General features: G+C 37.9%; 17 protein-coding genes and 3 tRNA genes. 3 read left to right on the top strand and 17 right to left on the bottom strand.

The window, feature by feature from the left end; all coding sequences use genetic code 11:
* The 3 genes from ABID39_RS05750 to ABID39_RS05740 form a co-directional block, all read right to left on the bottom strand.
* A partial coding sequence (locus tag ABID39_RS05750; RefSeq protein WP_002972655.1) for a GTP-binding protein occupies positions 1-95 on the bottom strand: 95 nt, incomplete at its 3' end.
* A 208-nt stretch (positions 96-303) separates the two neighbouring features.
* A tRNA-Gly gene (locus ABID39_RS05745) sits at positions 304-377 on the bottom strand.
* Between the two features lie 30 nt (positions 378-407).
* Positions 408-491: transfer RNA gene (locus ABID39_RS05740), tRNA-Tyr, on the bottom strand.
* A gap of 202 nt (positions 492-693) precedes the next feature.
* On the opposite strand from ABID39_RS05740, the gene ABID39_RS05735 reads away from it, so the two are divergent.
* Positions 694-1,524 carry a TrmH family RNA methyltransferase gene (locus tag ABID39_RS05735; RefSeq protein WP_354186912.1) on the top strand — a complete coding sequence of 277 codons (831 nt, stop codon included), beginning with the start codon at positions 694-696 and terminating at the stop codon, positions 1,522-1,524.
* On the opposite strand, the gene ABID39_RS05730 is transcribed toward ABID39_RS05735, so the two are convergent.
* The 6 genes from ABID39_RS05730 to ABID39_RS05705 form a co-directional block, all read right to left on the bottom strand.
* Entirely contained in the window at positions 1,514-2,254 is a 741-nt protein-coding gene (locus ABID39_RS05730; RefSeq protein ID WP_354186918.1) for a rhomboid family intramembrane serine protease, read from the bottom strand. The genes ABID39_RS05735 and ABID39_RS05730 overlap by 11 nt on opposite strands.
* 489 nt (positions 2,255-2,743) lie before the next feature.
* Positions 2,744-3,169, bottom strand: coding sequence for a DUF2155 domain-containing protein (locus ABID39_RS05725; RefSeq protein ID WP_354186910.1), 426 nt, complete (start codon positions 3,167-3,169; stop codon positions 2,744-2,746).
* 82 nt (positions 3,170-3,251) lie between these two features.
* Positions 3,252-3,650, bottom strand: coding sequence for an NADH:ubiquinone oxidoreductase subunit NDUFA12 (locus ABID39_RS05720; protein ID WP_354186908.1), 399 nt, complete (start codon positions 3,648-3,650; stop codon positions 3,252-3,254).
* 182 nt (positions 3,651-3,832) lie between these two features.
* Positions 3,833-5,332, bottom strand: coding sequence for an Asp-tRNA(Asn)/Glu-tRNA(Gln) amidotransferase subunit GatB (gene gatB, locus ABID39_RS05715; RefSeq protein ID WP_354186906.1), 1,500 nt, complete (start codon positions 5,330-5,332; stop codon positions 3,833-3,835).
* Positions 5,333-5,457: 125 nt separating this feature from the next.
* Positions 5,458-6,885 (bottom strand): trigger factor, encoded by a 1,428-nt coding sequence (gene tig / locus ABID39_RS05710; RefSeq protein WP_354186904.1) that lies wholly within the window; start codon positions 6,883-6,885, stop codon positions 5,458-5,460.
* 138 nt (positions 6,886-7,023) lie between these two features.
* Positions 7,024-7,106 (bottom strand) — tRNA-Leu (locus tag ABID39_RS05705).
* A gap of 171 nt (positions 7,107-7,277) precedes the next feature.
* Here ABID39_RS05705 and trmFO point away from each other — a divergent pair.
* Positions 7,278-8,678, top strand: a complete 1,401-nt coding sequence (trmFO, locus tag ABID39_RS05700) for a methylenetetrahydrofolate--tRNA-(uracil(54)-C(5))-methyltransferase (FADH(2)-oxidizing) TrmFO (RefSeq protein WP_354186902.1) — start codon at positions 7,278-7,280, stop codon at positions 8,676-8,678.
* A 628-nt stretch (positions 8,679-9,306) separates the two neighbouring features.
* Here trmFO and ABID39_RS05695 read toward each other — a convergent pair.
* The 8 genes from ABID39_RS05695 to ABID39_RS05660 all read right to left on the bottom strand — a co-directional run bounded on the left by ABID39_RS05695 (position 9,307) and on the right by ABID39_RS05660 (position 20,477).
* The gene (locus tag ABID39_RS05695; protein WP_354186900.1) at positions 9,307-9,582 is read right to left on the bottom strand and encodes an HU family DNA-binding protein; all 276 of its coding nucleotides are present in this window, start codon (positions 9,580-9,582) and stop codon (positions 9,307-9,309) included.
* Between the two features lie 231 nt (positions 9,583-9,813).
* Positions 9,814-12,237 carry an endopeptidase La gene (gene lon / locus ABID39_RS05690; protein ID WP_354186898.1) on the bottom strand — a complete coding sequence of 808 codons (2,424 nt, stop codon included), beginning with the start codon at positions 12,235-12,237 and terminating at the stop codon, positions 9,814-9,816.
* 181 nt (positions 12,238-12,418) lie between these two features.
* A complete protein-coding gene (gene clpX, locus ABID39_RS05685; protein WP_354186896.1) occupies positions 12,419-13,693 on the bottom strand; it encodes an ATP-dependent Clp protease ATP-binding subunit ClpX in 1,275 nt (424 codons plus the stop codon).
* A gap of 180 nt (positions 13,694-13,873) precedes the next feature.
* The gene (gene clpP, locus ABID39_RS05680) at positions 13,874-14,503 is read right to left on the bottom strand and encodes an ATP-dependent Clp endopeptidase proteolytic subunit ClpP (RefSeq protein WP_354186894.1); all 630 of its coding nucleotides are present in this window, start codon (positions 14,501-14,503) and stop codon (positions 13,874-13,876) included.
* Between the two features lie 161 nt (positions 14,504-14,664).
* Positions 14,665-15,474, bottom strand: coding sequence for a glycosyltransferase family 32 protein (locus tag ABID39_RS05675; RefSeq protein WP_354186892.1), 810 nt, complete (start codon positions 15,472-15,474; stop codon positions 14,665-14,667).
* 10 nt (positions 15,475-15,484) lie between these two features.
* Positions 15,485-16,861: a Trk system potassium transporter TrkA gene (trkA, locus tag ABID39_RS05670; RefSeq protein WP_354186890.1), complete on the bottom strand. Its 1,377-nt coding sequence runs from the start codon at positions 16,859-16,861 to the stop codon at positions 15,485-15,487.
* A gap of 3 nt (positions 16,862-16,864) precedes the next feature.
* Entirely contained in the window at positions 16,865-18,220 is a 1,356-nt protein-coding gene (ntrX, locus tag ABID39_RS05665; RefSeq protein WP_354186888.1) for a nitrogen assimilation response regulator NtrX, read from the bottom strand.
* A gap of 1 nt (position 18,221) precedes the next feature.
* Entirely contained in the window at positions 18,222-20,477 is a 2,256-nt protein-coding gene (locus tag ABID39_RS05660; RefSeq protein ID WP_354186886.1) for a sensor histidine kinase, read from the bottom strand.
* 176 nt (positions 20,478-20,653) lie between these two features.
* Between ABID39_RS05660 and rirA the strand changes: the two genes are divergently transcribed.
* Positions 20,654-21,100 (top strand): iron-responsive transcriptional regulator RirA, encoded by a 447-nt coding sequence (rirA, locus tag ABID39_RS05655; RefSeq protein ID WP_354186884.1) that lies wholly within the window; start codon positions 20,654-20,656, stop codon positions 21,098-21,100.
* Positions 21,101-21,104 lie beyond the last annotated feature (4 nt).

Genomic DNA, 21,104 nt, shown 5'->3' with positions numbered 1-21,104 from the left:
ATCGCTGCCGTCAAGGAAGTTTTCCCATGGTCAACGTGACCAATCGTACCAATATTAACATGCGGCTTCGTACGTTCAAATTTGCTCTTTGCCATCGCCATCAATCTCTATGTTTTATTTTTCTCTTATCGCTAGCACCCAGAAACAGAACTGCAGAACTGAAGAAACCGAACCACTATACCAAATCCGACTACCAGAACTCTTACAAACGGAAGATCCCGCTCAATTTTAAACGGAAAATCCTACCCAATTTATGATGGAGATACTACCCCATCATGATTATCTTCCAAACCATCAATTACTTGGAGCGGGTAGCGGGAATCGAACCCGCGTATTCAGCTTGGAAGGCTGCTGCTCTACCATTGAGCTATACCCGCACACTACGCATTGACTCTCCTTACGATGAATGGTGGAGGGGGTTGGATTCGAACCAACGTAGCATACGCAACGGATTTACAGTCCGCCCCCTTTAACCACTCGGGCACCCCTCCATTCCATCGGTAGAGTTACGCGATGAAACATCACGACAACCAAATCTTGACCCATTCAATTCAATGGCTGCGGGGTGTTTATGGCGATTACTGCCGCATCTGTCAACAAAATAAATATGATTCTGTATAAATTTCCTGCTAATAATTTTAAATCACAGCTTTTTTCTACCCATTTGTGCCATGAACACGCTATAAAGAAGCTATGAAAGAAAAAACATCAAAAAATATTCATTATGCCCGTTTACGTCGCCAATATCGTGATGCAAAAGGCTCTTCTTTTCGAACTGCAACATACCTCAAAAAAGAAGCAGATTCCTTGCAAAAAGAAACAATCCGTCTGTATGGAATCCATTCAGTTCATGCCGCTTTAAAAAACCCAAAAAGAATTTTAAAAAAACTTTATGTTACACAAAATGCCTTGAACCGGTTAAATATACCCGAATCAGATTTACCTTGTCCTGTTGCATTATGCTCCCCAAAAAAACTCGATGCACTTGTTGGAAGTGATGCTGTTCATCAAGGTGTTGTTGTCGAAACCGAACCTCTTAAGCCATGCCAATTGTCTGAACTCACCAATACTGATCTTGTTATTGTTATGGATCAAATCACCGACCCACATAATGTCGGCGCTATTATGCGCTCTGCCGTTGCATTTAAAGCCGAAGCCCTTATTACCACTTGTCGCCACTCACCACAAGAAAGCGGAGTTCTTGCTAAAGCTGCATCCGGAGCTTTAGAAATGATTAACTATATTACCGTGCGAAACCTCGCTAAAGCAATCCAAGAGCTGCATAAACTGGGTTTTAGCAGTTTTGGACTCGATTCAGAAGGCGAATACCCTCTAGAAACAGTATTAACAGGAAAGAAAATTGCTCTTATTCTAGGGGCAGAAGGAAAAGGTTTACGTAAAAAAACACGCGAAACCGTTTGCGCATTAACACGCCTCGATATGCCCGGAAATATTAAGTCATTAAATGTTTCAAATGCGGCAACAACAGCGCTTTATGTGGCTCATAGATATCTTAGGTCGTAGTTTTCAATTTTTTCTGTGAAATATCAAAAAAACTGATTAGCAAAAACCCTGAAATAAAACCACCAATATGAGCCTCCCACGCAATCGAAACACTGTCTTCTTCAAGAAAAACAGAGGAAATACCTATGATAAAATCAATACTTAACCATATACTTATGTAAATAAGTATCTCCCTTGAACATAGGGCTTTTTTAAGAGGCAATAAGGAACCTAGAAACTTTTTATTCTGCACACTAGTACCAAGAGATCTCAAAGCAAAACCGTAACGTACAACGGCCCCCATCATTCCAGATACAGCACCCGATGCCCCAACAAGCGATACCATACTCTCTTGATGAAATACAAAATAAGTTAACACCGAAATTATTGCTGTTAATATCCAAAAAATTAAAAAACGCAAACCACCCAAATGTTTTGCCAAAAGAGATCCAAACACCAAAAGCCAAGCCATATTAATAGTAAGATGTTTCAAACTACCATGCATAAACGAATAGCTAATAATTGTATGACAAAATTTTAACGGTTCAGTCTTAAATACCCTTGGTATAAATGAAAAAAACTCAAGGCTTGCAATATAAAGTTTATAAGGAAAAAGGTGATGAGGAATAAAATAGATACAAGAGCAAAACACTATCAAAACAACTATAATCAATGGAACATTTAATAATGGTCTCTTAGATTGCTCTGATAAAAATGAAGCATTACCATACTGATGGTCGACATTTTTCATTGTATAAAATCTCATACGCTTTGTAGAAGCGATAAGTTTTTGCATAAAAATGATATACTCTTTTTGATCATGAGGGATCTTTAAACTTAATATTCATTCAGTTCCTACTCTTAAAATCCCAATATCTTACAATGAATGCTTGTATTTTGTATAAAATATTATTCTCAAAATTTCCGCACCATGACCAGTCTAAATGGAATCATTCAAATGACTAAGATATTATTGTAGAAAAAATTCATTCTGATTATTCACCTGTTGAATGCATTCTTAATCAAAAAGAAAAAACTCTACCGACATGAAAATAAAAAAACTCAACTTAAAAACTATCAAAACATAAAATAGATAAACCACCTATAAAAAAAGAGAGAACTTCTCCCTCACTTTCAGTATTTTACAACTCTTACTTTAAAAACTGCATTTAACCACTAGAATAGAATTACAAAACAAACAAAATACTACTTTGATTTGATATATATTTATGAAAAAAAATCATTGAGAAGAAAGGTTCGAAGAATTTTGTTTGCAATCTTTTAACCACACATCGTAAATAGGATGTTCTACAGCATTCAAGCCAGGGCTATCTGCAAACATCCATCCTGTAAAAATACGCCGTACCTTTTTATCTAATGCAATTTCATTAACTTCAACAAAACTGGTCGTACGCGTTGCCTCATCCTTGGAGCTTGTATAACATGCACGCGGTGTTACCTGTAAAGCACCATATTGATGAACTTCACCAAGAGAAACTTCAAAACGTGTAGTCCGCCCAGTAATTTTATCAAGCCCCGAAAAAACAGCAATTCCATTGCTGACACGCTCGGCCTGTACTCCAGAAATTGAGGACAAAACCACCACAACTCCTGTAAAACAAACATTTAAAAAATGCCTCAACCTTAATAGTAAAACAGCTCTCATCACATTAAATCAATCGCATTTAGAAAATTTTATTTATAAAATAGTACAAAATAAGAAAAATACACGAATACATCAAAACATTTTAATTTTTAGGAGACCATGCATCATAATCCTCATGCATACAAAGACGCTCATTGCTGTAAGAAATAGCACCTTTTGGACGATAAGCTTCTCTTGTCCCTGTCATATTTGCAACATGAGGTTTTTCCCATTCATACGGCTGATAATCCTCCTGCGTCGGAGGGTTATCACAACGATGATGAATCCAACCGTGCCAACCTGGCGGAATAGTAGAAGCTTCAGAATAATCTTTATAAATAACCCAACGCCGTGAATACCCATCCTTATGGGTGCCTCCCTCATAATAAACATTTCCAAACTGATCTTCCCCTACACGCTTACCCTTACGCCATGTAAAAAAACGCGTTCCCATGGTATTACCGCTCCACCATGTAAAGATTTGCTTCAGAAAAGTAGGCATCTTCTAGTCCATTTCTTTCATATACCTATGAATCATTTTTCGGAATAAACTCATCATAATATTTTAGATTACTGAAAACAAAACATCACAGATAAGATAAATAACGACTCCACCTGACAAACAAAAGTATTTCTCAATCTTGAGAATATCACATTTATGAACTTTCCTCTACGTCATAAAACTTAATCTATGCCAAGTTTCAGTTTAACCAATTCATTAACAGTTTGAGGATTTGCTTTACCACCAGTTGTTTTCATAACCTTCCCAACAAACCAACCAGCTAAAGCAGGTTTTTGTTTTGCTTGTGCAACTTTATCAGAATTATTGGCAATAATTTCATCAACAGCTCTCTCAATCGCCTTTGTATCTGTGACCTGCTTCATATTGCGCTCTTCTACAATTTGACGCGGATCTCCACCTTCATTCCAAATAATTTCAAAAAGATCTTTGGCAATTTTACCAGAAATAGTGCCTTCTTTGATAAGATCAATAATACCTCCCAATTGATCTGGCGATACTGGAGTTTCTTCAATCTCACGATTATTTTTATTCAAGGCACCCAAAAGATCATTAATCACCCAATTAGCAACTGTTTTTCCATCACGTCCATGCGCTACTTTTTCAAAATAGTCAGCAATAGCCTTTTCCATCACAAGAATGGAGGCATCATACACTGTTAATCCCATCTCCTCGATAAAACGATTCTTTATATCATCAGGCAATTCAGGCAATTCAGCTGCCAAGGCATCAACAAATTCTTGATCAAATTCTAGTGGTAAAAGATCAGGATCAGGAAAATAACGATAGTCATGCGCCTCTTCCTTTGAACGCATAGACCGCGTTTCACCTTTAGCGGCATCAAAAAGCCGCGTTTCTTGATCTATGACACCACCATCTTCCAAAATTGCAATTTGACGACGCGCCTCATATTCAATGGCTTGACCAATAAAACGAATAGAATTCACATTTTTGATCTCACAGCGCGTTCCAAAATTTTCACCAGGGCGACGAACTGATACATTAACATCCGCACGCATAGACCCTTCATCCATATTGCCATCGCAAGTCCCTAAATAACGAACAATCGTACGCAATTTAGTCATATAAGCTTTGGCTTCATCTGATGAACGCATATCTGGCTTAGAAACAATTTCCATAAGAGCTACACCAGAACGGTTAAGATCCACAAAAGACATCGTTGGATGCTGATCATGCATCGATTTCCCCGCATCTTGTTCAAGATGCAAACGCTCAATTCCAATTTCAATGTCCTCAAATTGACCACTCGAATCTGGGCCAACAGATATAGTGATCTTCCCCTCTCCTACAATAGGATAATGAAATTGAGAAATTTGATATCCTTGTGGCAAATCTGGATAAAAATAATTCTTACGATCAAAAACAGATCTTAGATTAACATGTGCCTTTAATCCCAAACCAGTTCGAACAGCTTGACGCACACACTCTTGATTAAGAACAGGTAACATGCCAGGCATAGCGGCATCAATAAGCGATACATGATTGTTTGGTTCTGCACCAAATTTGGTTGATGCACCTGAAAAAAGCTTCGAATTTGATATGATTTGCGCATGAACCTCCATGCCAATAATAACTTCCCAATCACCTGTAACTCCAGAGATAAAACGTTTAGAATCAGGAGTACGCGTATCAACGATATTCATTGCCAATCCATTATCAATATTTTCAAATGTACCTGATGGCTAATCTAAAAACACTCTAAGTGCAAGCCTAGAATATAAATCTCACAAAAAAGCCCGATTTCATCGGGCTTATTCTTTTTAAATATTTAATCTTTTTTCGATGTCTTTTTCTTAGTTGGAGTTTTTTCTGTAGATTTGTCTTTCGATGCAGATTTTTTCTTTGTTGGTTTTTCTTCCTTTAAATCTGTCTCGTCATATTCCTTTATAAACTCTTCAGCTGTCACTTCTTTATCTGTAACTTTTATCTTTGCTAGCAAATAATCAATAACTTTTTCTTCAAAAATTGGTGCTCGCAGATTTGCAACAGCTTCCGGAGTCTTACGGAAAAAATCCATAATTTCCTTCTCTTGTCCAGGATATTGGCGCACCTGATCAAAAATCGCCGCGTTTAGCTCATCTTGACTAACGTTAATACCAACCTTCATTCCAATTTCAGAAAGAACCAAACCAAGACGAACACGACGCTGTGCAAGCACACGATATTCTTCCTGTGCTTGCTCCTCTGTAACACCTTCATCCTCAAAACTACGCTCAGCCTTTTTCAAATCATTATTAACTTGAGCCCATATATTGTTAAATTCAATTTCCGAAAGTCCTTCAGGAATTTCAAAATCGTAATCAGCATCTAAAGCATCAAGAATTTGACGTTTAACTTTCTGACGTGTCATTGAACCATATTGACTTTCAATCTGCCCACGAACAACCTCACGCAAACGATCTAGAGATTCTAAACCAACTTTTTGCGCTGCTTCATCATCAATCTTAAGCGCACCTGGCTTAGAGACAGCCTTAACAGTGATATCAAATTCTGCATTCTTACCAGCCAAATGTGCAGCGCCATAATTATCAGGAAATTTAACGGAAATTGTTTTCGTATCACCCGCTTTTACACCAACTAACTGCTCCTCAAAACCAGGAATAAATTGTTTTGAGCCCAGAATCAATTGGGCATCATTATCTGCTCCTCCCTCAAAAGGGGTCCCCTCAAGCTTACCAAGATAATCCATTGTGACACGATCACCTTCCTCAGAAAGACCATCTTTCAGTACGTAACTCCGCGTAGAAGAAAGGACACGCTCTACTTGACCATCAATCTCCTTTTCAGGAATAATCGCAATTTCACGGGTAACCTCAATATGTTCAAAATCCTTAATTTCAAACTTTGGCAAAACTTCATACTTTAGGCTAAAAACAAAATCGGCTTTACCATCCAAAATTTGTTCATCTTCACTTACATCAATTTGTGGCTGCATCGCTGAACGCTCGTTACGCTCAGCCAAAATAGAGTTGGGAGTTTCATCAAGAATCTCATTAAGAATTTCTGCCATAAAAGATTTACCATACATTTTTCGTAGGTATGCAGCTGGCACCTTACCCGGACGAAAACCATTAAGCTTAACTCTACCCTTGGTATCCTCCAACCGTTTATTTAATTTTTCTTCTAAATCCCTCGCCGGAACCACGATCTTAATTTCGCGCTTCAGTCCTTCATTAAGCGTCTCGGTAACCTGCATAAACAACCTTCATTCTTCTGAGGAGAGGGATAAACCCACTCTGATAACTGATAATCATTACTCTAACACTTGAGTGTTAAACCACCATGAAGCAGAATTTCAAACACGTAGAAATCTGTAGTGCTCAAAAAATCCCTTTGGTGCGGATGGAGGGACTCGAACCCCCACGGTCTCCCGCCAGAACCTAAATCTGGTGCGTCTACCAATTTCGCCACATCCGCTAAACTTACACAGCTAGTAACCTTATATATATAGGCGGCGTTTCTATACCACTAATTCGAGAACAAAAGCAAACAAATATATTTAAAAATCCAAAGACACATTACCTTGGTAAATTACAAAACCAAAATCTACCCTTTTCATACAGAAAAGCTTCCGCTAAAAGGAAAATTATGTCTCATACATTTAATACTCCAATTCATATCATCGGTGGCGGTCTTGCAGGCAGTGAAGCAAGTTGGCAAATCGCTCAATCAGGAATCCCTGTTATTTTGCATGAAATGCGGCCTCTAAAAAAATCTGATGCCCACAAAACAGATGAATTTGCAGAGTTGGTCTGTTCAAATTCATTCCGTTCTGATGATTCATCAGCAAATGCCGTAGGACTTTTACATGCTGAAATGCGATTGGCAAAATCGCTCATTATGGAGGCTGCAGATATTAACAAAGTACCAGCAGGTAGTGCTCTTGCTGTTGATCGCTATGGTTTTTCCAAAACCATTACGAAAACACTCGAAAATCATCCTCTTATAACGATAAAACGTGAAGAAATTCAAGAATTTCCTGAAGATTGGCATCATATTATCATCGCAACTGGTCCCCTTACTTCACCAGCACTTGCTCAAGCAATACAAGCAATAACGGGAACAGAATCTCTTTCTTTTTTTGATGCCATCGCACCTATTATTTATACTGATAGTGTTAATATGGACATTTGTTGGTATCAATCACGCTACGATAAAATCGGACCTGAAGGAACAGGAAAGGATTATCTTAATTTCCCCCTTAATAAAGAACAATATGAAGTATTTGTTCAAGCATTGAAAAATGCGGAAAAAATAGAATTCCGTGACTTTGAAAAAACACCCTATTTTGATGGATGTTTACCAATTGAAATTATGGCTGAACGCGGACTTGAAACCCTTCGACATGGCCCTATGAAACCTATGGGGTTAACCAATGCCCATAATCCCACAACTAAAGCCTACGCCGTCGTCCAACTTCGCCAAGATAATAAACTGGGAACCCTTTACAATATGGTCGGCTTTCAAACAAAACTAAAATACAGCGAACAAGTCCGTATTTTTAGAATGATTCCTGGTCTTGAAAAAGCTGAGTTCGCACGTCTTGGCGGACTTCATCGTAACACCTACCTTAATTCACCAATCATCCTTGATAAAACTCTTCGTTTGAAAAAAAAGCCAAAATTACGTTTTGCTGGGCAAATTACCGGATGTGAAGGTTATGTAGAATCAGCAGCAATAGGGCTTCTCGCTGGGCGATTTGCTACTGCTGAATACCACCATAACGACCCTTGCCTCCCCCCAAAAACTACAGCCTTCGGTGCTCTTTTAAATCATATTACAGGTGGACATATCGTAGTAAAAGAGGCAGAAAGACAATCCTTCCAACCAATGAATATCAATTTTGGACTTTTCCCACCTATTGATTCCACTAGGAATTCAGGAAAACGCTTGCCAAGTAAAGAAAAAAAATTAGCAAAAAAACAGGATATAACTGCTAGAGCTCTTAATGATTGTATTCAGTGGCTAACAGATCAGAAAAAAGAATAATCTCTAAGAAATTCCTCTAAACCTATTATCTCTTGATTTTATAAGATCTTATTCCCTTCCTGCTTACCACACTATACTCCTGAGAAATAACTTAGAACCTTATTGTACTACTGATTGCCTCAACCAACAGAAATACATAACCTATCATTTGTTATATAGATCTATCATTTGTTATATAACGTGAAAGTTTAGTTTTTTAACAAACATCCACCATACAAACGGATCTCAAACGGCAGTCCAATCATTCACTATTAGAAGCTCCCGAACGTGCGACAGCATTATAAACAATTAAATATATACTGAATGCACATATAACACGTAATACGCTATTAAATACAGCCACAACTTTTTCACAAATACGAAAACATTAGTGTATGATAGCGGAATAAAAATAAAATCACTCTTTCAGTAATTTACAAAGCCTTCTATAGCCAAGCACTTCATTGAAAATGCTAAAACAAAAACCTCTTACATAGACTCTAAAAATAGCCTTAAAAAATATTGAAAGCAAAAAAACATCGCAAATGCTTGAAATAAACACATATCCCAAACCCCACACGAAAGATACGTGCAGAACACTTTTTAAAAACCCGCTTATAAATCAAGCGGGTTTTTCATGCGATCCAAATTATTTATTAACAGCTTCTTTAAGCGTTTTTCCCGCAGAAAATTTAGGTACAGAACGTGCTGGAATATTAATTTCAGCACCAGTTGAAGGATTACGCCCCTTTGTAGCCGCACGATGAGAAACTCCAAAAAGACCAAAACCCGGAAGACGAACATCTCCTCCTGAAGCCAAAGTTTCTGTTACAGAAGCAATAAAAGCATCAATAACAGATCCTGCTTGTGCCTTTGAAATACCTGCCTTGTCAGCAACTGAACTAATTAATTCACTTTTATTCATTGAATATTTCCTTTCCCTATATTACCAAATAACACAATTTAACCATGTTATGGCTAGTTTATTGAAAAGTACAGTAAACAGAAGCCTTATTTTTATCCAAGACATTGTTTTTTTAGCAATAATCACAGTTATTCACGGAATTTTTTACTTTTTTCCAAATAATAAAGAACAATAACCGTAAAAATGCCTTCTAAACATCTTGAAAAGGCAGTCACAAATTAAATAAATGAATCAGTGCGCAATCTGGATTCCTTCACTATCACTCTCTGTCCTAATAGATACAGGTACCGGAGATGGCTCTGTCCAATCAATAGGATCAGGGAAACGAACCAAAGCATGCTTAAGAACTTCACTCACATGATTTACTGGTATAATTTCCATATTATTTTTGACATCATCAGGCATATCAACCAAATCTTTTGCATTTTCTTCAGGAATAAGAACCTTTTTTATACCTCCTCGAAGGGCTGCAAGTAATTTTTCTTTCAATCCACCAATCGGTAAAACACGCCCACGTAAAGTAATTTCGCCAGTCATTGCAATATCTTTATGCACAGCTATTCCCGTTAGTACGGAAACAATTGCCGTCACCATTGCAATCCCTGCTGATGGACCATCCTTGGGTGTAGCACCCTCTGGAACATGAACATGGATATCACGCTTATCAAAAAGCGGAGGCTCAATCCCAAAATCAACAGCACGAAAACGTACATAAGATGCTGCCGCTGAAATTGATTCTTTCATGATATCACGCAAATTCCCAGTCACCGTCATCTTGCCTTTACCGGACATCATTACACCCTCAATAGTCAATAGCTCTCCACCAACTTCTGTCCACGCAAGGCCTGTCACAATACCAATTTGATTTTCTCCTTCGATCTGGTTGTAATGGTAACGTTTAACACCCAGAAAATCACTCATATTATCTTCTGTAACCTTTATAGATCTTTGCTGTGTTTTAAGAATTTTTGTAACTGATTTTCGCGCTATCTTCATCAATTCACGCTCAAGATTACGCACTCCCGCTTCACGCGTATAAAATTGAATCATTGACTTTATAGCACCATCAGAAATGCTAAGCTCTTTTTTAGTCAAACAATGATCTTTCAATGCTTTTGGTAAAAGATGCTGCTTAACGATCTCTATTTTTTCACATTCAGTATAACCAGCAATACGAATAATTTCCATTCGATCCATTAACGGCCCTGGAATATTAAGCGTATTTGCAGTCGTTATAAACATGACATCAGAAAGGTCATATTCAACTTCCAAATAGTGATCAATAAATGTACTATTTTGTTCAGGATCAAGTACTTCTAATAAAGCTGATGAAGGATCTCCACGAAAATCTTGCCCCATTTTATCGATTTCATCAAGCAAGAAAAGTGGATTAGATTTTTTAGATTTTTTCATAGACTGAATAATTTTTCCAGGCATAGAGCCAATATATGTTCGGCGATGCCCACGAATTTCCGCTTCATCCCGGACCCCTCCTAATGAAATACGAACATATTCACGCCCCGTTGCTTTTGCAATAGAGCGTGCTAAGGAGGTCTTCCCTACACCAGGAGGACCTAGCAAACAAATAATAGGCCCCTTTATCTTTGATGCACGACTTTGCACTGCGAGATATTCGATAATTCGCTCTTTGACTTTTTCAAGACCAAAATGCTCATTATTCATAACCTTTTCAGCAAAATCTAAATTGTTTTTAATCTTCGATTTTTTGCCCCAAGGCATTGCTAATAACCAATCAAGATAATTACGAACAACTGTTGCCTCAGCAGACATAGAAGACATATTTCGTAACTTTTTTAATTCTGCTTCAGCCTTTTCATGTGCTTCTTTCGAAAGTTTTGTCTTCTTAATGCGTTCTTCTAATTCTGAAAGCTCATCACGACTATCATCACCGGACCCTAACTCTTTCTGAATAGCCTTCATCTGCTCATTCAGATAATATTCCCGTTGATTTTTTTCCATTTGCCGTTTTACATGTGAACGAATACGCTTTTCAACCTGCAAAACAGAAATTTCTCCTTCCATGAAAGAAAGAACACGTTCAAGACGATCACGTACAGGCAATAACTCTAATATTTCTTGCTTTTCTGCAAGTTTAATCATCAAATGGGAGGCTATCGTATCGGCAAGCTTAGAAGGATTATCAATCTGACCAATAGCATTGACAACTTCAGGAGAAATTTTTTTATTAAGTTTTACATAACTTTCAAAATAAGAAACCACCGACCTTGAGAGAGCTTCAACTTCAACATCATTCTCTCTAAACTCTTCTATAACAGTTGCACAAGCCTGATGATAATCCTCATTCGCAGCAAATTGGATAATTTTTGCACGCGCAATACCTTCAACCAAAACCTTTACTGTTCCATCAGGAAGCTTTAAAAGTTGAAGAATATTAGCAAGAGTACCGATATTGTAAATGTCTTCTGATTTTGGATCATCATCAGAAGCATTTTTTTGTGTAACCAACAATATCTGTTTATCAAGCGCCATCGTTTTTTCAAGAGCACGAATTGATTTTTCTCGGCCCACAAAAAGTGGAACAATCATATGAGGAAAAACAACAATATCACGAAGAGGTAAAACAGCATAAAGCTCCTCTCTTACCTCATCTATTTTTTCATCAATATACTGCATAATTCTCCTTTCTGGAGCCTATGATCTATCCGCTACAACAAACTATTTTTAGAAAACCTCTCGCTTTCTACAACACATGAAGTGGTAACTGCAAATACATAAATCAAGCATCACGACTATAATATCTAAAAACATCCATTTTGAACTGATACTTATGACCACTTCTCAATATCGCACAATATTATGCCGATACATTTTCTTTATCTTCTACACGTTCGGAATAAATGTAAAGAGGGCGCGCTTTCCCATCAACCACATCACTTGAAATGACTACCTTTTCAACACCTTCAAGAGATGGTAGTTCAAACATCGTTTCAAGAAGTATCTTTTCCATAATAGAACGCAAACCACGTGCACCAGTTTTACGTTCAATTGCCTTTTTAGCAATAACACTTAAAGCGTCTTCATGAAATGCTAATTCGACATTTTCCATCTCAAAAAGACGCTGATATTGTTTCACCAAAGCATTTTTGGGTTGTGATAAAATTTGAACAAGCGCATTAACATCTAAATCCTCTAAGGTTGCTACAATAGGAAGACGACCAATAAATTCTGGTATCAATCCAAACTTTATAAGATCTTCAGGCTCTAAATCACGAAAAATTTCACCTACACAACGCTCATCAGGTGCTTTAACGGTAGCAGAAAAACCAATAGACGTTTTTTCTCCACGTCCTGAAATAATCCGTTCTAAACCAGCAAACGCACCCCCACAAATAAATAGAATATTTGTTGTATCAACCTGAAGAAATTCTTGTTGTGGATGTTTGCGTCCACCTTGAGGAGGAACAGAAGCAATCGTTCCTTCCATAATTTTTAACAAGGCTTGCTGGACACCTTCCCCCGAAACATCTCTTGTAATAGAAGGATTGTCCGCTTTACGAGAAATCTTATCGACCTCATCAATATAAACGATTCCACGCTGTGCACGTTCAACATTATAGTCAGCAGCTTGAAGAAGCTTTAGAATAATATTCTCAACGTCTTCACCCACATAGCCTGCTTCAGTCAAAGTGGTTGCATCTGCCATCGTAAAAGGTACATCGATAATGCGCGCTAAAGTTTGTGCAAGATAAGTTTTACCACACCCCGTTGGACCAACAAGAAGAATATTCGATTTTGCTAACTCAATATCATTGCTCTTTGACTGATGCGCAAGACGTTTATAATGATTATGGACAGCCACTGAAAGAACACGCTTTGCATGCTGTTGGCCAATGACGTAATCATCAAGGACTGCTATAATCTCTTGTGGAGTAGGAACACCATCACGCGCCTTAATTCCAGAAGATTTATTTTCTTCACGAATAATATCCATGCAAAGCTCCACGCATTCATCACAGATGAATACAGTAGGACCTGCGATGAGCTTACGCACCTCATGCTGACTTTTGCCGCAGAACGAGCAATAGAGAGTATTTTTTGCTTCGCTCCCGCTATTGCCAATTTTGCTCATTTCTCTTTCCTTTCACAACAGTATATGAATACTTCGTCTTTTCAAAGGAAGTGTTTCATAACAAAAATTACAAGACATATAAAACACGCATGTCTCAATTTATTTAGGTGTTTTTATTATTTTCGCTATATTTCTTACAAAACTCTTTATTTAAGGTAGCTTCTTTTTCTATAAAAATTCTTAATCTTTTTCTTCTTCAGTTTCTGCACGATATTGTATCACATCATCAACTAAACCAAATTGTTTTGCTTCTTCTGCTGTCATAAAATGATCACGATCAAGAGTTCTTTCAATCACCTCATAATCCTGACCTGTATGTTGCACATAAATTTCATTTAAACGCCGTTTCATCTTTATAATATCTTGCGCATGCCGTTCAATATCTGAGGCTTGACCTTGAAAACCACCGGAGGGTTGATGCACCATGATACGTGCATTAGGTAATGTAAAACGATGACCTTTTGCTCCAGCTGTTAAAAGCAACGACCCCATAGATGCTGCCTGTCCCATGCAAAGCGTAGAAACAGGAGGACGGATAAACTGCATCGTGTCATAAATTGCCATACCAGATGTCACGACACCACCTGGAGAATTAATATAAAGACTAATTTCTTTCTTAGGATTTTCAGCCTCCAAAAAAAGCAATTGTGCACAAACAAGCATCGCCATACCATCCTCAACGGGACCATTCATAAAAATAATCCGCTCTTTTAAAAGACGAGAAAAAATATCATAGGCACGCTCGCCACGATTAGTCTGCTCAATCACCATAGGAACAAGACTTAATGCTGTTTTCATTGAATCACTCATGTTTTTACTTTCCGTTCATATAACAATCGCTCTTTATGCATTCAATGTTTTTCTCTAAAGGGCTTTCCTTCACAGGTTAACACTCCCTCTCTTACCTAAGACACACTCAATGCTCTTTAAACGAGATTAAAACCTCAGTAGTTAAAATAGCAATAATAACTTCACCTGAAAAAATCATATACTTCAGGAATACGAGATACTGCCCAATGGTAAAAGCTTCCTTCCTGCGGTTTTTGAATAGTCTTTGCCTTTCTATGAATATGAAATCCTATCAAACGTGGATCCGCAAGCGGCTCAACGCCAAAACTTGGATCAAAGATATATTCAGCCTTTCTCCCTGTCCAATAATAAAAAGTTTCTTTTTCTTTTGCTTTATGAAAAAAACCATATTGTTTGGCTAATCGCGAAATTCCATCATTTCCAAATATAGTCACTCCAAGATTTTTTGGTAAAATCGGCTTTTTTTTTCTCTTTAACCAGAATGGTTTCCAAACACGACGTCTAAACCCGAGCCAATAAGGAACCATTCCTGTACCTGCCAAATAATTTTCAAACACTTCTATAATAGGGTTATCGGATGGAAAATAAAGTGCAGAAACACCTACTCTTGCAGCATTTTCTCTTGCAAACCAAATCTTATCCACATCTGGATGAAATTGTTTAACCAAATAAACATCTGTATCTAACCATACACCTTGCTGATATTTCATCAGCATAACACGAAAAAAATCCGAAAACTGAACAATTGTACATCCTGGATCATCATCAGAAAAATTGGGGTCAATGCGATAAATAGCTGAACGTGGTAGAATTGATTCGGCTTCATGCAACTCAACACCAACAGGCAAATTATCTATTTTTTTATCATAACTAAAAAGCTTAACGCGTTGCCCAGTCCTAACCATTGAGGATAAACAAAGTCTATCCACCAATCTTAATTGTCCACCATACCAAAAAGTGCAAATATCCATAGGAGATATATCAAAAATATTCTAAACTTACACGAAATAATTGTTCAACATCGCGAACTTTATCAGCAAGAGCAAAAATTACTATCCGATCGCCAGACAAAATACGTGTATCCGCCGAAAGCTGTATTATTGTTTTATTACGATAAATTGCACCAATTCTCAAGCCATCTGATAAATTAAGTTCAGATAAGGGTTTACCAACCAATGAGGATGTTTGCATTACTTCAGCTTCAATAATTTCTGCCTGACCATTAAAAACCGAATGAACCGCACGAATACGCCCACGCCGCATTTGTTGCAAAATTTTTGATATCGTAACACTATGTGGATTAAGATAAGCATCCACACCAACTGCGCGACTAAATTCCTGATATGCAACATTATTAATTAAAACCATATTGGCTTTACAGCCCAGCCTTTTAGCGATAATGGCACTTAAGAGATTAACCTGATCTTGATTAGTTAATGTAATCATTAAATCAGCCTGATCAATTCCAGCATCTTGGAGTATCACTGGATCTAGTACATTACCATATAAAACTGTTGTTTTTTCGAGCTGATCAGCAATTGTTAATGCCCTCTCTCTTTGTGATTCTATAATCTTCAATCTTAATTTATGAAGACGCTTTTCGATAGCCTGAGCAACATAGAGACCAATATGACCACCCCCTGCGATAATCATGCGATGAGCATCTTGTTCCTTATGACCAAAAAGCCCAACTGCGCGACGCATCTGATCACGAGCGACAACAAGATAGGTCACATCACCAACGTGCAATTGCGTCCCTGAATGCGCTATTAATAATTCTGAACCTCGTTTAATAGCAGTAACTGTCGTTCGAAGATCTGGAAAAAGCTCTGTTAACTGACGCAAAGGTGTATTAATAACAGGACAATCTTCCATACATTCTAGAGCTAACGCAACAATATCATCATTACAAAAATGAAGGACATCTATTGCACCAGGCAAAGCAATACGGCGTAGAACCATTTCTCCAACTTCAACTTCTGGCGAAATAACCACATCAATGGGAATATTTTCTCTAGCAAAAAGCGTTTTATAGCGAGGCTCCAAATAAGACTGTGAGCGAATACGGGCTATTTTTGTGGGAACATTGAACAATGAATGTGCTACTTGGCACGTAACCATATTAACTTCATCAAATAAAGTCACAGCAATCAACATATCAGCTTTGTCTGCATCAGCTGCCAAAAGTATTTCAGGTCGCGATCCATGACCAACGAAACCTCTAACATCCAACGTATTGCGAATTTTTTCAATCAACCTTGCTTCAATGTCAATAACGGTGACATCATGATTTTCAGCAGAAAGACGTTCGGCTATCCCATAACCGACCTGTCCTGCCCCGCAAATAATAACACGCATAATCTATGAAACTCCAAGTGCCTTGAGCTTACGGTGCAAAGCTGAACGCTCCATACCTATAAATTCAGCTGTACGCGATATATTTCCACCTAAGCGCCCAATTTGCGCTTCTAAATACCTTTTTTCAAATAATTCTCGCGCTTCACGCAACGGTAAATCCATTATGCTCTCATCCGTATTCATTTGAAAGCTTGGTAAAAAATCGCTTACTTCACTAGGAAGAAATTCTGCTGTTATTGGATCATCACCATCGCGTGCAAGGATGAGAAGACGCTCAATATTGTTGCGTAACTGTCGTACATTACCCGGCCACGTATGTGCTTGCAAAATGGCTATCACATCATCACCAATTTCACGTGGCTTAATACCAACCTGCTGCGATATTGTTTTAACAAAATGATGTACAAGCTCTGGAATGTCTTCACGACGCGCTGCAAGCGGTGGCACAGTAATAGGAACAACCGAAAGACGGTGAAAAAGATCCTCTCTAAAGCGTCCGTCAGAAATGAGATTTTCAAGATTCTGTGCCGTGGAAGAAATGACACGAACATCCACTTTGACACGTTTTGTACCACCAACCCTCTCAAATGTTTGCCCCGTCAATACACGAAGAATTTTACTTTGAGTCTCAAGAGGCATATCAGCAATTTCATTAAGATATAATATTCCACCATGCGCTTCTTCTAATGCACCAATTTTACGCTCACCACTTTCCATTTCGCTACCAAACAATTCTATTTCCATTCTTTCTGGAGTAATTGTTGCAGCATTTATTGTAACGAATGGCCCATTCGAACGCATTGAAAGCGTATGAATAGCACGTGCAACCATCTCTTTTCCTGCACCTGATGGACCTGTAATCATGATACGGCTATTGGTTGGTGCTACTTTTTCTATGATTTGACGCAAATGTTTTATAACTGTTGATGTTCCAAGCAATTCTAATGTCTCATTCGAACGCTTACGTAATTCTAAAACCTCACGTTTTAAATTTGAATTTTCAAGCGTCCGTTCCGCAACCAATACAAGCCGATCTGCTTTAAACGGCTTCTCAATAAAATCATATGCTCCTCGTTTTATAGCAGAAACAGCCGTTTCAATATTACCATGACCAGAAATCATAACCACTGGAAGAGCAGGATATCGCATTTTAATTTCATCAAGCAGCGTTAATCCATCAATACGACTTCCTTGCAACCAAATATCTAAAAAAATAAGCTTTGGAATACGCTCACCAATTTGAGCCAATGCTTCATCAGAATTACAAGCAACACGCGTTTCATAACCTTCATCGTCTAAAATTCCAGCAACAAGTTCACGAATATCTGCTTCATCATCAACGATTAAGATATCTGCCATCTTATTCCCCTATATCATGATTTGTGATTTGTGAGACACTACCCTGCTTAACCCCATCGGCTGGAAATATCAAACGGATCATCGCGCCACGACCTTCATAAAAACTCTTTGGTGCATCATGTAATTCCATATAACCACCATGATCTTCAATAACCTTACGCACAATAGCTAAACCAAGCCCTGTTCCCTTTTCCCGCGTTGTTATATAAGGCTCTAATAATTTTTGCCTTTGCTCCTTAGGAAGTCCTTTACCATTATCGATAACATCTACAACCACATATCCTTCCTGACGATAAGAGCGGACAAGAATATGACCTTGAATCCCCTCCTCTCTCAAGACTGAACCTATAGATTCGCTCGCATTTTTTATAACATTGCAAAGAGCTTGAACAATGAGACGATTATCAAATGCACCAACAAGTGGTATATTTCCTAGATCTTGCTCAAATTGAATATCATGTCGCGTAACTTCTATCAAGAAACATGCCTCACGCAGTAATCCACGTATATCTAAAATATTCATTTGTGGTTTGGGCATACGAGCAAAAGAAGAGAACTCATCAACCATACGACCAATATCCCCAACCTGTCGAATAATTGTATCAATACACCGATCAAAAACCTCTCGATCCTGTGTAATAGCTTTGTTGTATCGCTTACGAATACGTTCAGCAGATAACTGAATGGGGGTAAGCGGATTCTTTATTTCATGTGCAATTCGACGTGCAATATCTGCCCACGCTGATGTACGTTGTGCTTCAACAAGATCTGTAATATCATCAATTGTAAGAACCCAAGAATGTCCTTGTCCATCATCTTCTTCTATCGTAATTTGCACATTACAAACACGTTCTTGTCCCGCAACACTTAAAGTAACCTGCTCACGGTGATTTTTACGATCTAGCGAACGCGCAAATTGAAAAACTTGCCAAATTTCAGAGCTGAGCGACAAAAGACTATGTCCAATAACTTGCTCGGAACGAATATCAAACATCGTTTCCATAGACCGATTAATAATTGTAATATCACCATTATTATCAATGCCAGCCACTCCAGCTGTTACGCCAGATAAAACAGCTTCAGAAAAACGCCGCCTCTCATCAATTTGATCACGAACGGCAATCAACTCATTGCGCCGACTTTTCAATTCACTGACCATATAATTAAAAGTTTTTGATAACTGCCCAATATCTCCATCCTTTGCTCGTACTGGCACAAAGACTTCCATATTCCCAGAAGCCACATCATCAGCCGCACTAATAAGGCGACGAATAGGACGCACCAAGCGATCAGCAACCGCAATACCAGACCAAATAGCTGATAAGAATAAACTAAAAAAAAGACACAAATACAGCATGCCAAATGCAATTTGCGTCAACAAACGATTTTCATTTAAAGCACGATAACGATCTGTATTGATTTCTGTCAGACGCAAAGCGGATAAAACTTCTTTATCAACATCACGCACCAAATACAAAAATGTATTCGGAATATTGGTAAATTTTAAAACAATACCAAAATAATCATGAACCCCTGGTTGAAAAGAAAAAGGCCTCACACTTGTTGCACGCTCAATAAGATTGGAGGGTGGTATAGGCAGTTTATCCTCATCACCAAGATTACTCGATATAAACACAGCTCCGCTAGAGCTTAACAAAAATGCCCCACGCAGATTTCTTCCTATAGCGTGACGCGTCAACTGCATCCTATATTCAGCTGGACTACGTTCTAAAAGCTTTTTATTATCAAGTGCAAATGCCATAGCATAAGATAAATTTTTCAAATTTTGAAGCATTTCATCTGCATAAGCATTCGCTAAATCGATAGAAGAACCTACAATTTGCCGTGTTGTTGTATCAAACCATCTATCAAGTCCTAAATTCAGTGCCGTCCCCGATACAAGAGCCACTGCAACAGCCGGCACTGTTGCAACAAGTGCAAACAATGAAATAAGGCGAACATGAAGACGTGAACCTGCACGCCTTGAACGCCAAGCACGAATGATAGGGATCATCTCATAAAAAACAATGATAACAAGCCCTAAAACCCAGAAACTATTAATCCCTATAAGAATAAGAGTTACAGCTCTACTAGGCACAACAAAGGTTAATCCTATAAGAATGATAAACGAAATCGACGCTGTCAGCAAAGCCAACACAATGATTGTGATACCTAACCCTTTGCTCAAGCGATACAACTCATCGTTACCCGTATCTCGATCTATGTCTTGGAGATTCATTACAGATGTTGTATTCATGATTAGCTTGTATTACCTTGTCCCATTGTTTCTATATAACCTTTTGTGACAAAAATTGACAATAGTACCAGCATATTTAAAATAAAGCTAATCTAATACATGAAGAAATAACTTCTATATTTTCCAGAATATATTTAAAATAACATGCACTCAGTGATAATTTATGGAAAAAATCAATGCGGTTAACAAAACAAACAAATTATGCTCTCCGAATGCTTATGTATTGTGCAGATAATCAGGGATCTTTGAGTCGTGTTCCGGAAATTGCTAAAGCATATGCCGTTTCCGAGCTTTTTTTATTTAAAATCCTTCAACCTCTTGTTGAAGCAGGTTTTATACAGACAGTACGAGGACGCAATGGCGGTGTAAAACTAGCTAAACCTGCAGCAGAGATTTCTGTAGCTGATGTTGTGAAAGTAACAGAAGACAACTTCTACATGGCAGAATGTTTTGATGCTGTAGAGCCCCATTGCCCATTGATCGATTTTTGTGGTTTAAATACCGCACTTCAAAAAGCATTAAATGCTTTTTTTGATGTATTATCCGTGATATCCCTTGCTGATCTGCAACGGACTCCCCTTCGAAAAAAAATTAAAATTAATGATCATAAAATGATAAACTAAGATA

Origin of the sequence: Bartonella japonica, from assembly GCF_040545385.1 — a bacterium.
Lineage (GTDB): Bacteria > Pseudomonadota > Alphaproteobacteria > Rhizobiales > Rhizobiaceae > Bartonella > Bartonella japonica.
The sequence above is the reverse complement of the archived record's forward strand: the minus strand, read 5'-3'. Positions and strand labels throughout refer to the sequence as shown.

What these genes read in the sequence shown, in the direction of transcription:
- ABID39_RS05675 (WP_354186892.1), bottom strand. Translation starts at nt 15,474, where the DNA reads ATGGATATTTGCACTTTTTGGTATGGTGGACAATTAAGATTGGTGGAT.
- clpP (WP_354186894.1), bottom strand. Translation starts at nt 14,503, where the DNA reads ATGAGTGATTCAATGAAAACAGCATTAAGTCTTGTTCCTATGGTGATT.
- rirA (WP_354186884.1), top strand. Translation starts at nt 20,654, where the DNA reads ATGCGGTTAACAAAACAAACAAATTATGCTCTCCGAATGCTTATGTAT.
- ABID39_RS05730 (WP_354186918.1), bottom strand. Translation starts at nt 2,254, where the DNA reads ATGAAAAATGTCGACCATCAGTATGGTAATGCTTCATTTTTATCAGAG.
- ntrX (WP_354186888.1), bottom strand. Translation starts at nt 18,220, where the DNA reads ATGGCAGATATCTTAATCGTTGATGATGAAGCAGATATTCGTGAACTT.
- trmFO (WP_354186902.1), top strand. Translation starts at nt 7,278, where the DNA reads ATGTCTCATACATTTAATACTCCAATTCATATCATCGGTGGCGGTCTT.
- ABID39_RS05735 (WP_354186912.1), top strand. Translation starts at nt 694, where the DNA reads ATGAAAGAAAAAACATCAAAAAATATTCATTATGCCCGTTTACGTCGC.
- ABID39_RS05720 (WP_354186908.1), bottom strand. Translation starts at nt 3,650, where the DNA reads ATGCCTACTTTTCTGAAGCAAATCTTTACATGGTGGAGCGGTAATACC.
- tig (WP_354186904.1), bottom strand. Translation starts at nt 6,885, where the DNA reads ATGCAGGTTACCGAGACGCTTAATGAAGGACTGAAGCGCGAAATTAAG.
- clpX (WP_354186896.1), bottom strand. Translation starts at nt 13,693, where the DNA reads ATGAGCAAAATTGGCAATAGCGGGAGCGAAGCAAAAAATACTCTCTAT.
- ABID39_RS05725 (WP_354186910.1), bottom strand. Translation starts at nt 3,169, where the DNA reads ATGAGAGCTGTTTTACTATTAAGGTTGAGGCATTTTTTAAATGTTTGT.
- ABID39_RS05660 (WP_354186886.1), bottom strand. Translation starts at nt 20,477, where the DNA reads ATGAATACAACATCTGTAATGAATCTCCAAGACATAGATCGAGATACG.
- lon (WP_354186898.1), bottom strand. Translation starts at nt 12,237, where the DNA reads ATGCAGTATATTGATGAAAAAATAGATGAGGTAAGAGAGGAGCTTTAT.
- gatB (WP_354186906.1), bottom strand. Translation starts at nt 5,332, where the DNA reads ATGAATATCGTTGATACGCGTACTCCTGATTCTAAACGTTTTATCTCT.
- trkA (WP_354186890.1), bottom strand. Translation starts at nt 16,861, where the DNA reads ATGCGTGTTATTATTTGCGGGGCAGGACAGGTCGGTTATGGGATAGCC.
- ABID39_RS05695 (WP_354186900.1), bottom strand. Translation starts at nt 9,582, where the DNA reads ATGAATAAAAGTGAATTAATTAGTTCAGTTGCTGACAAGGCAGGTATT.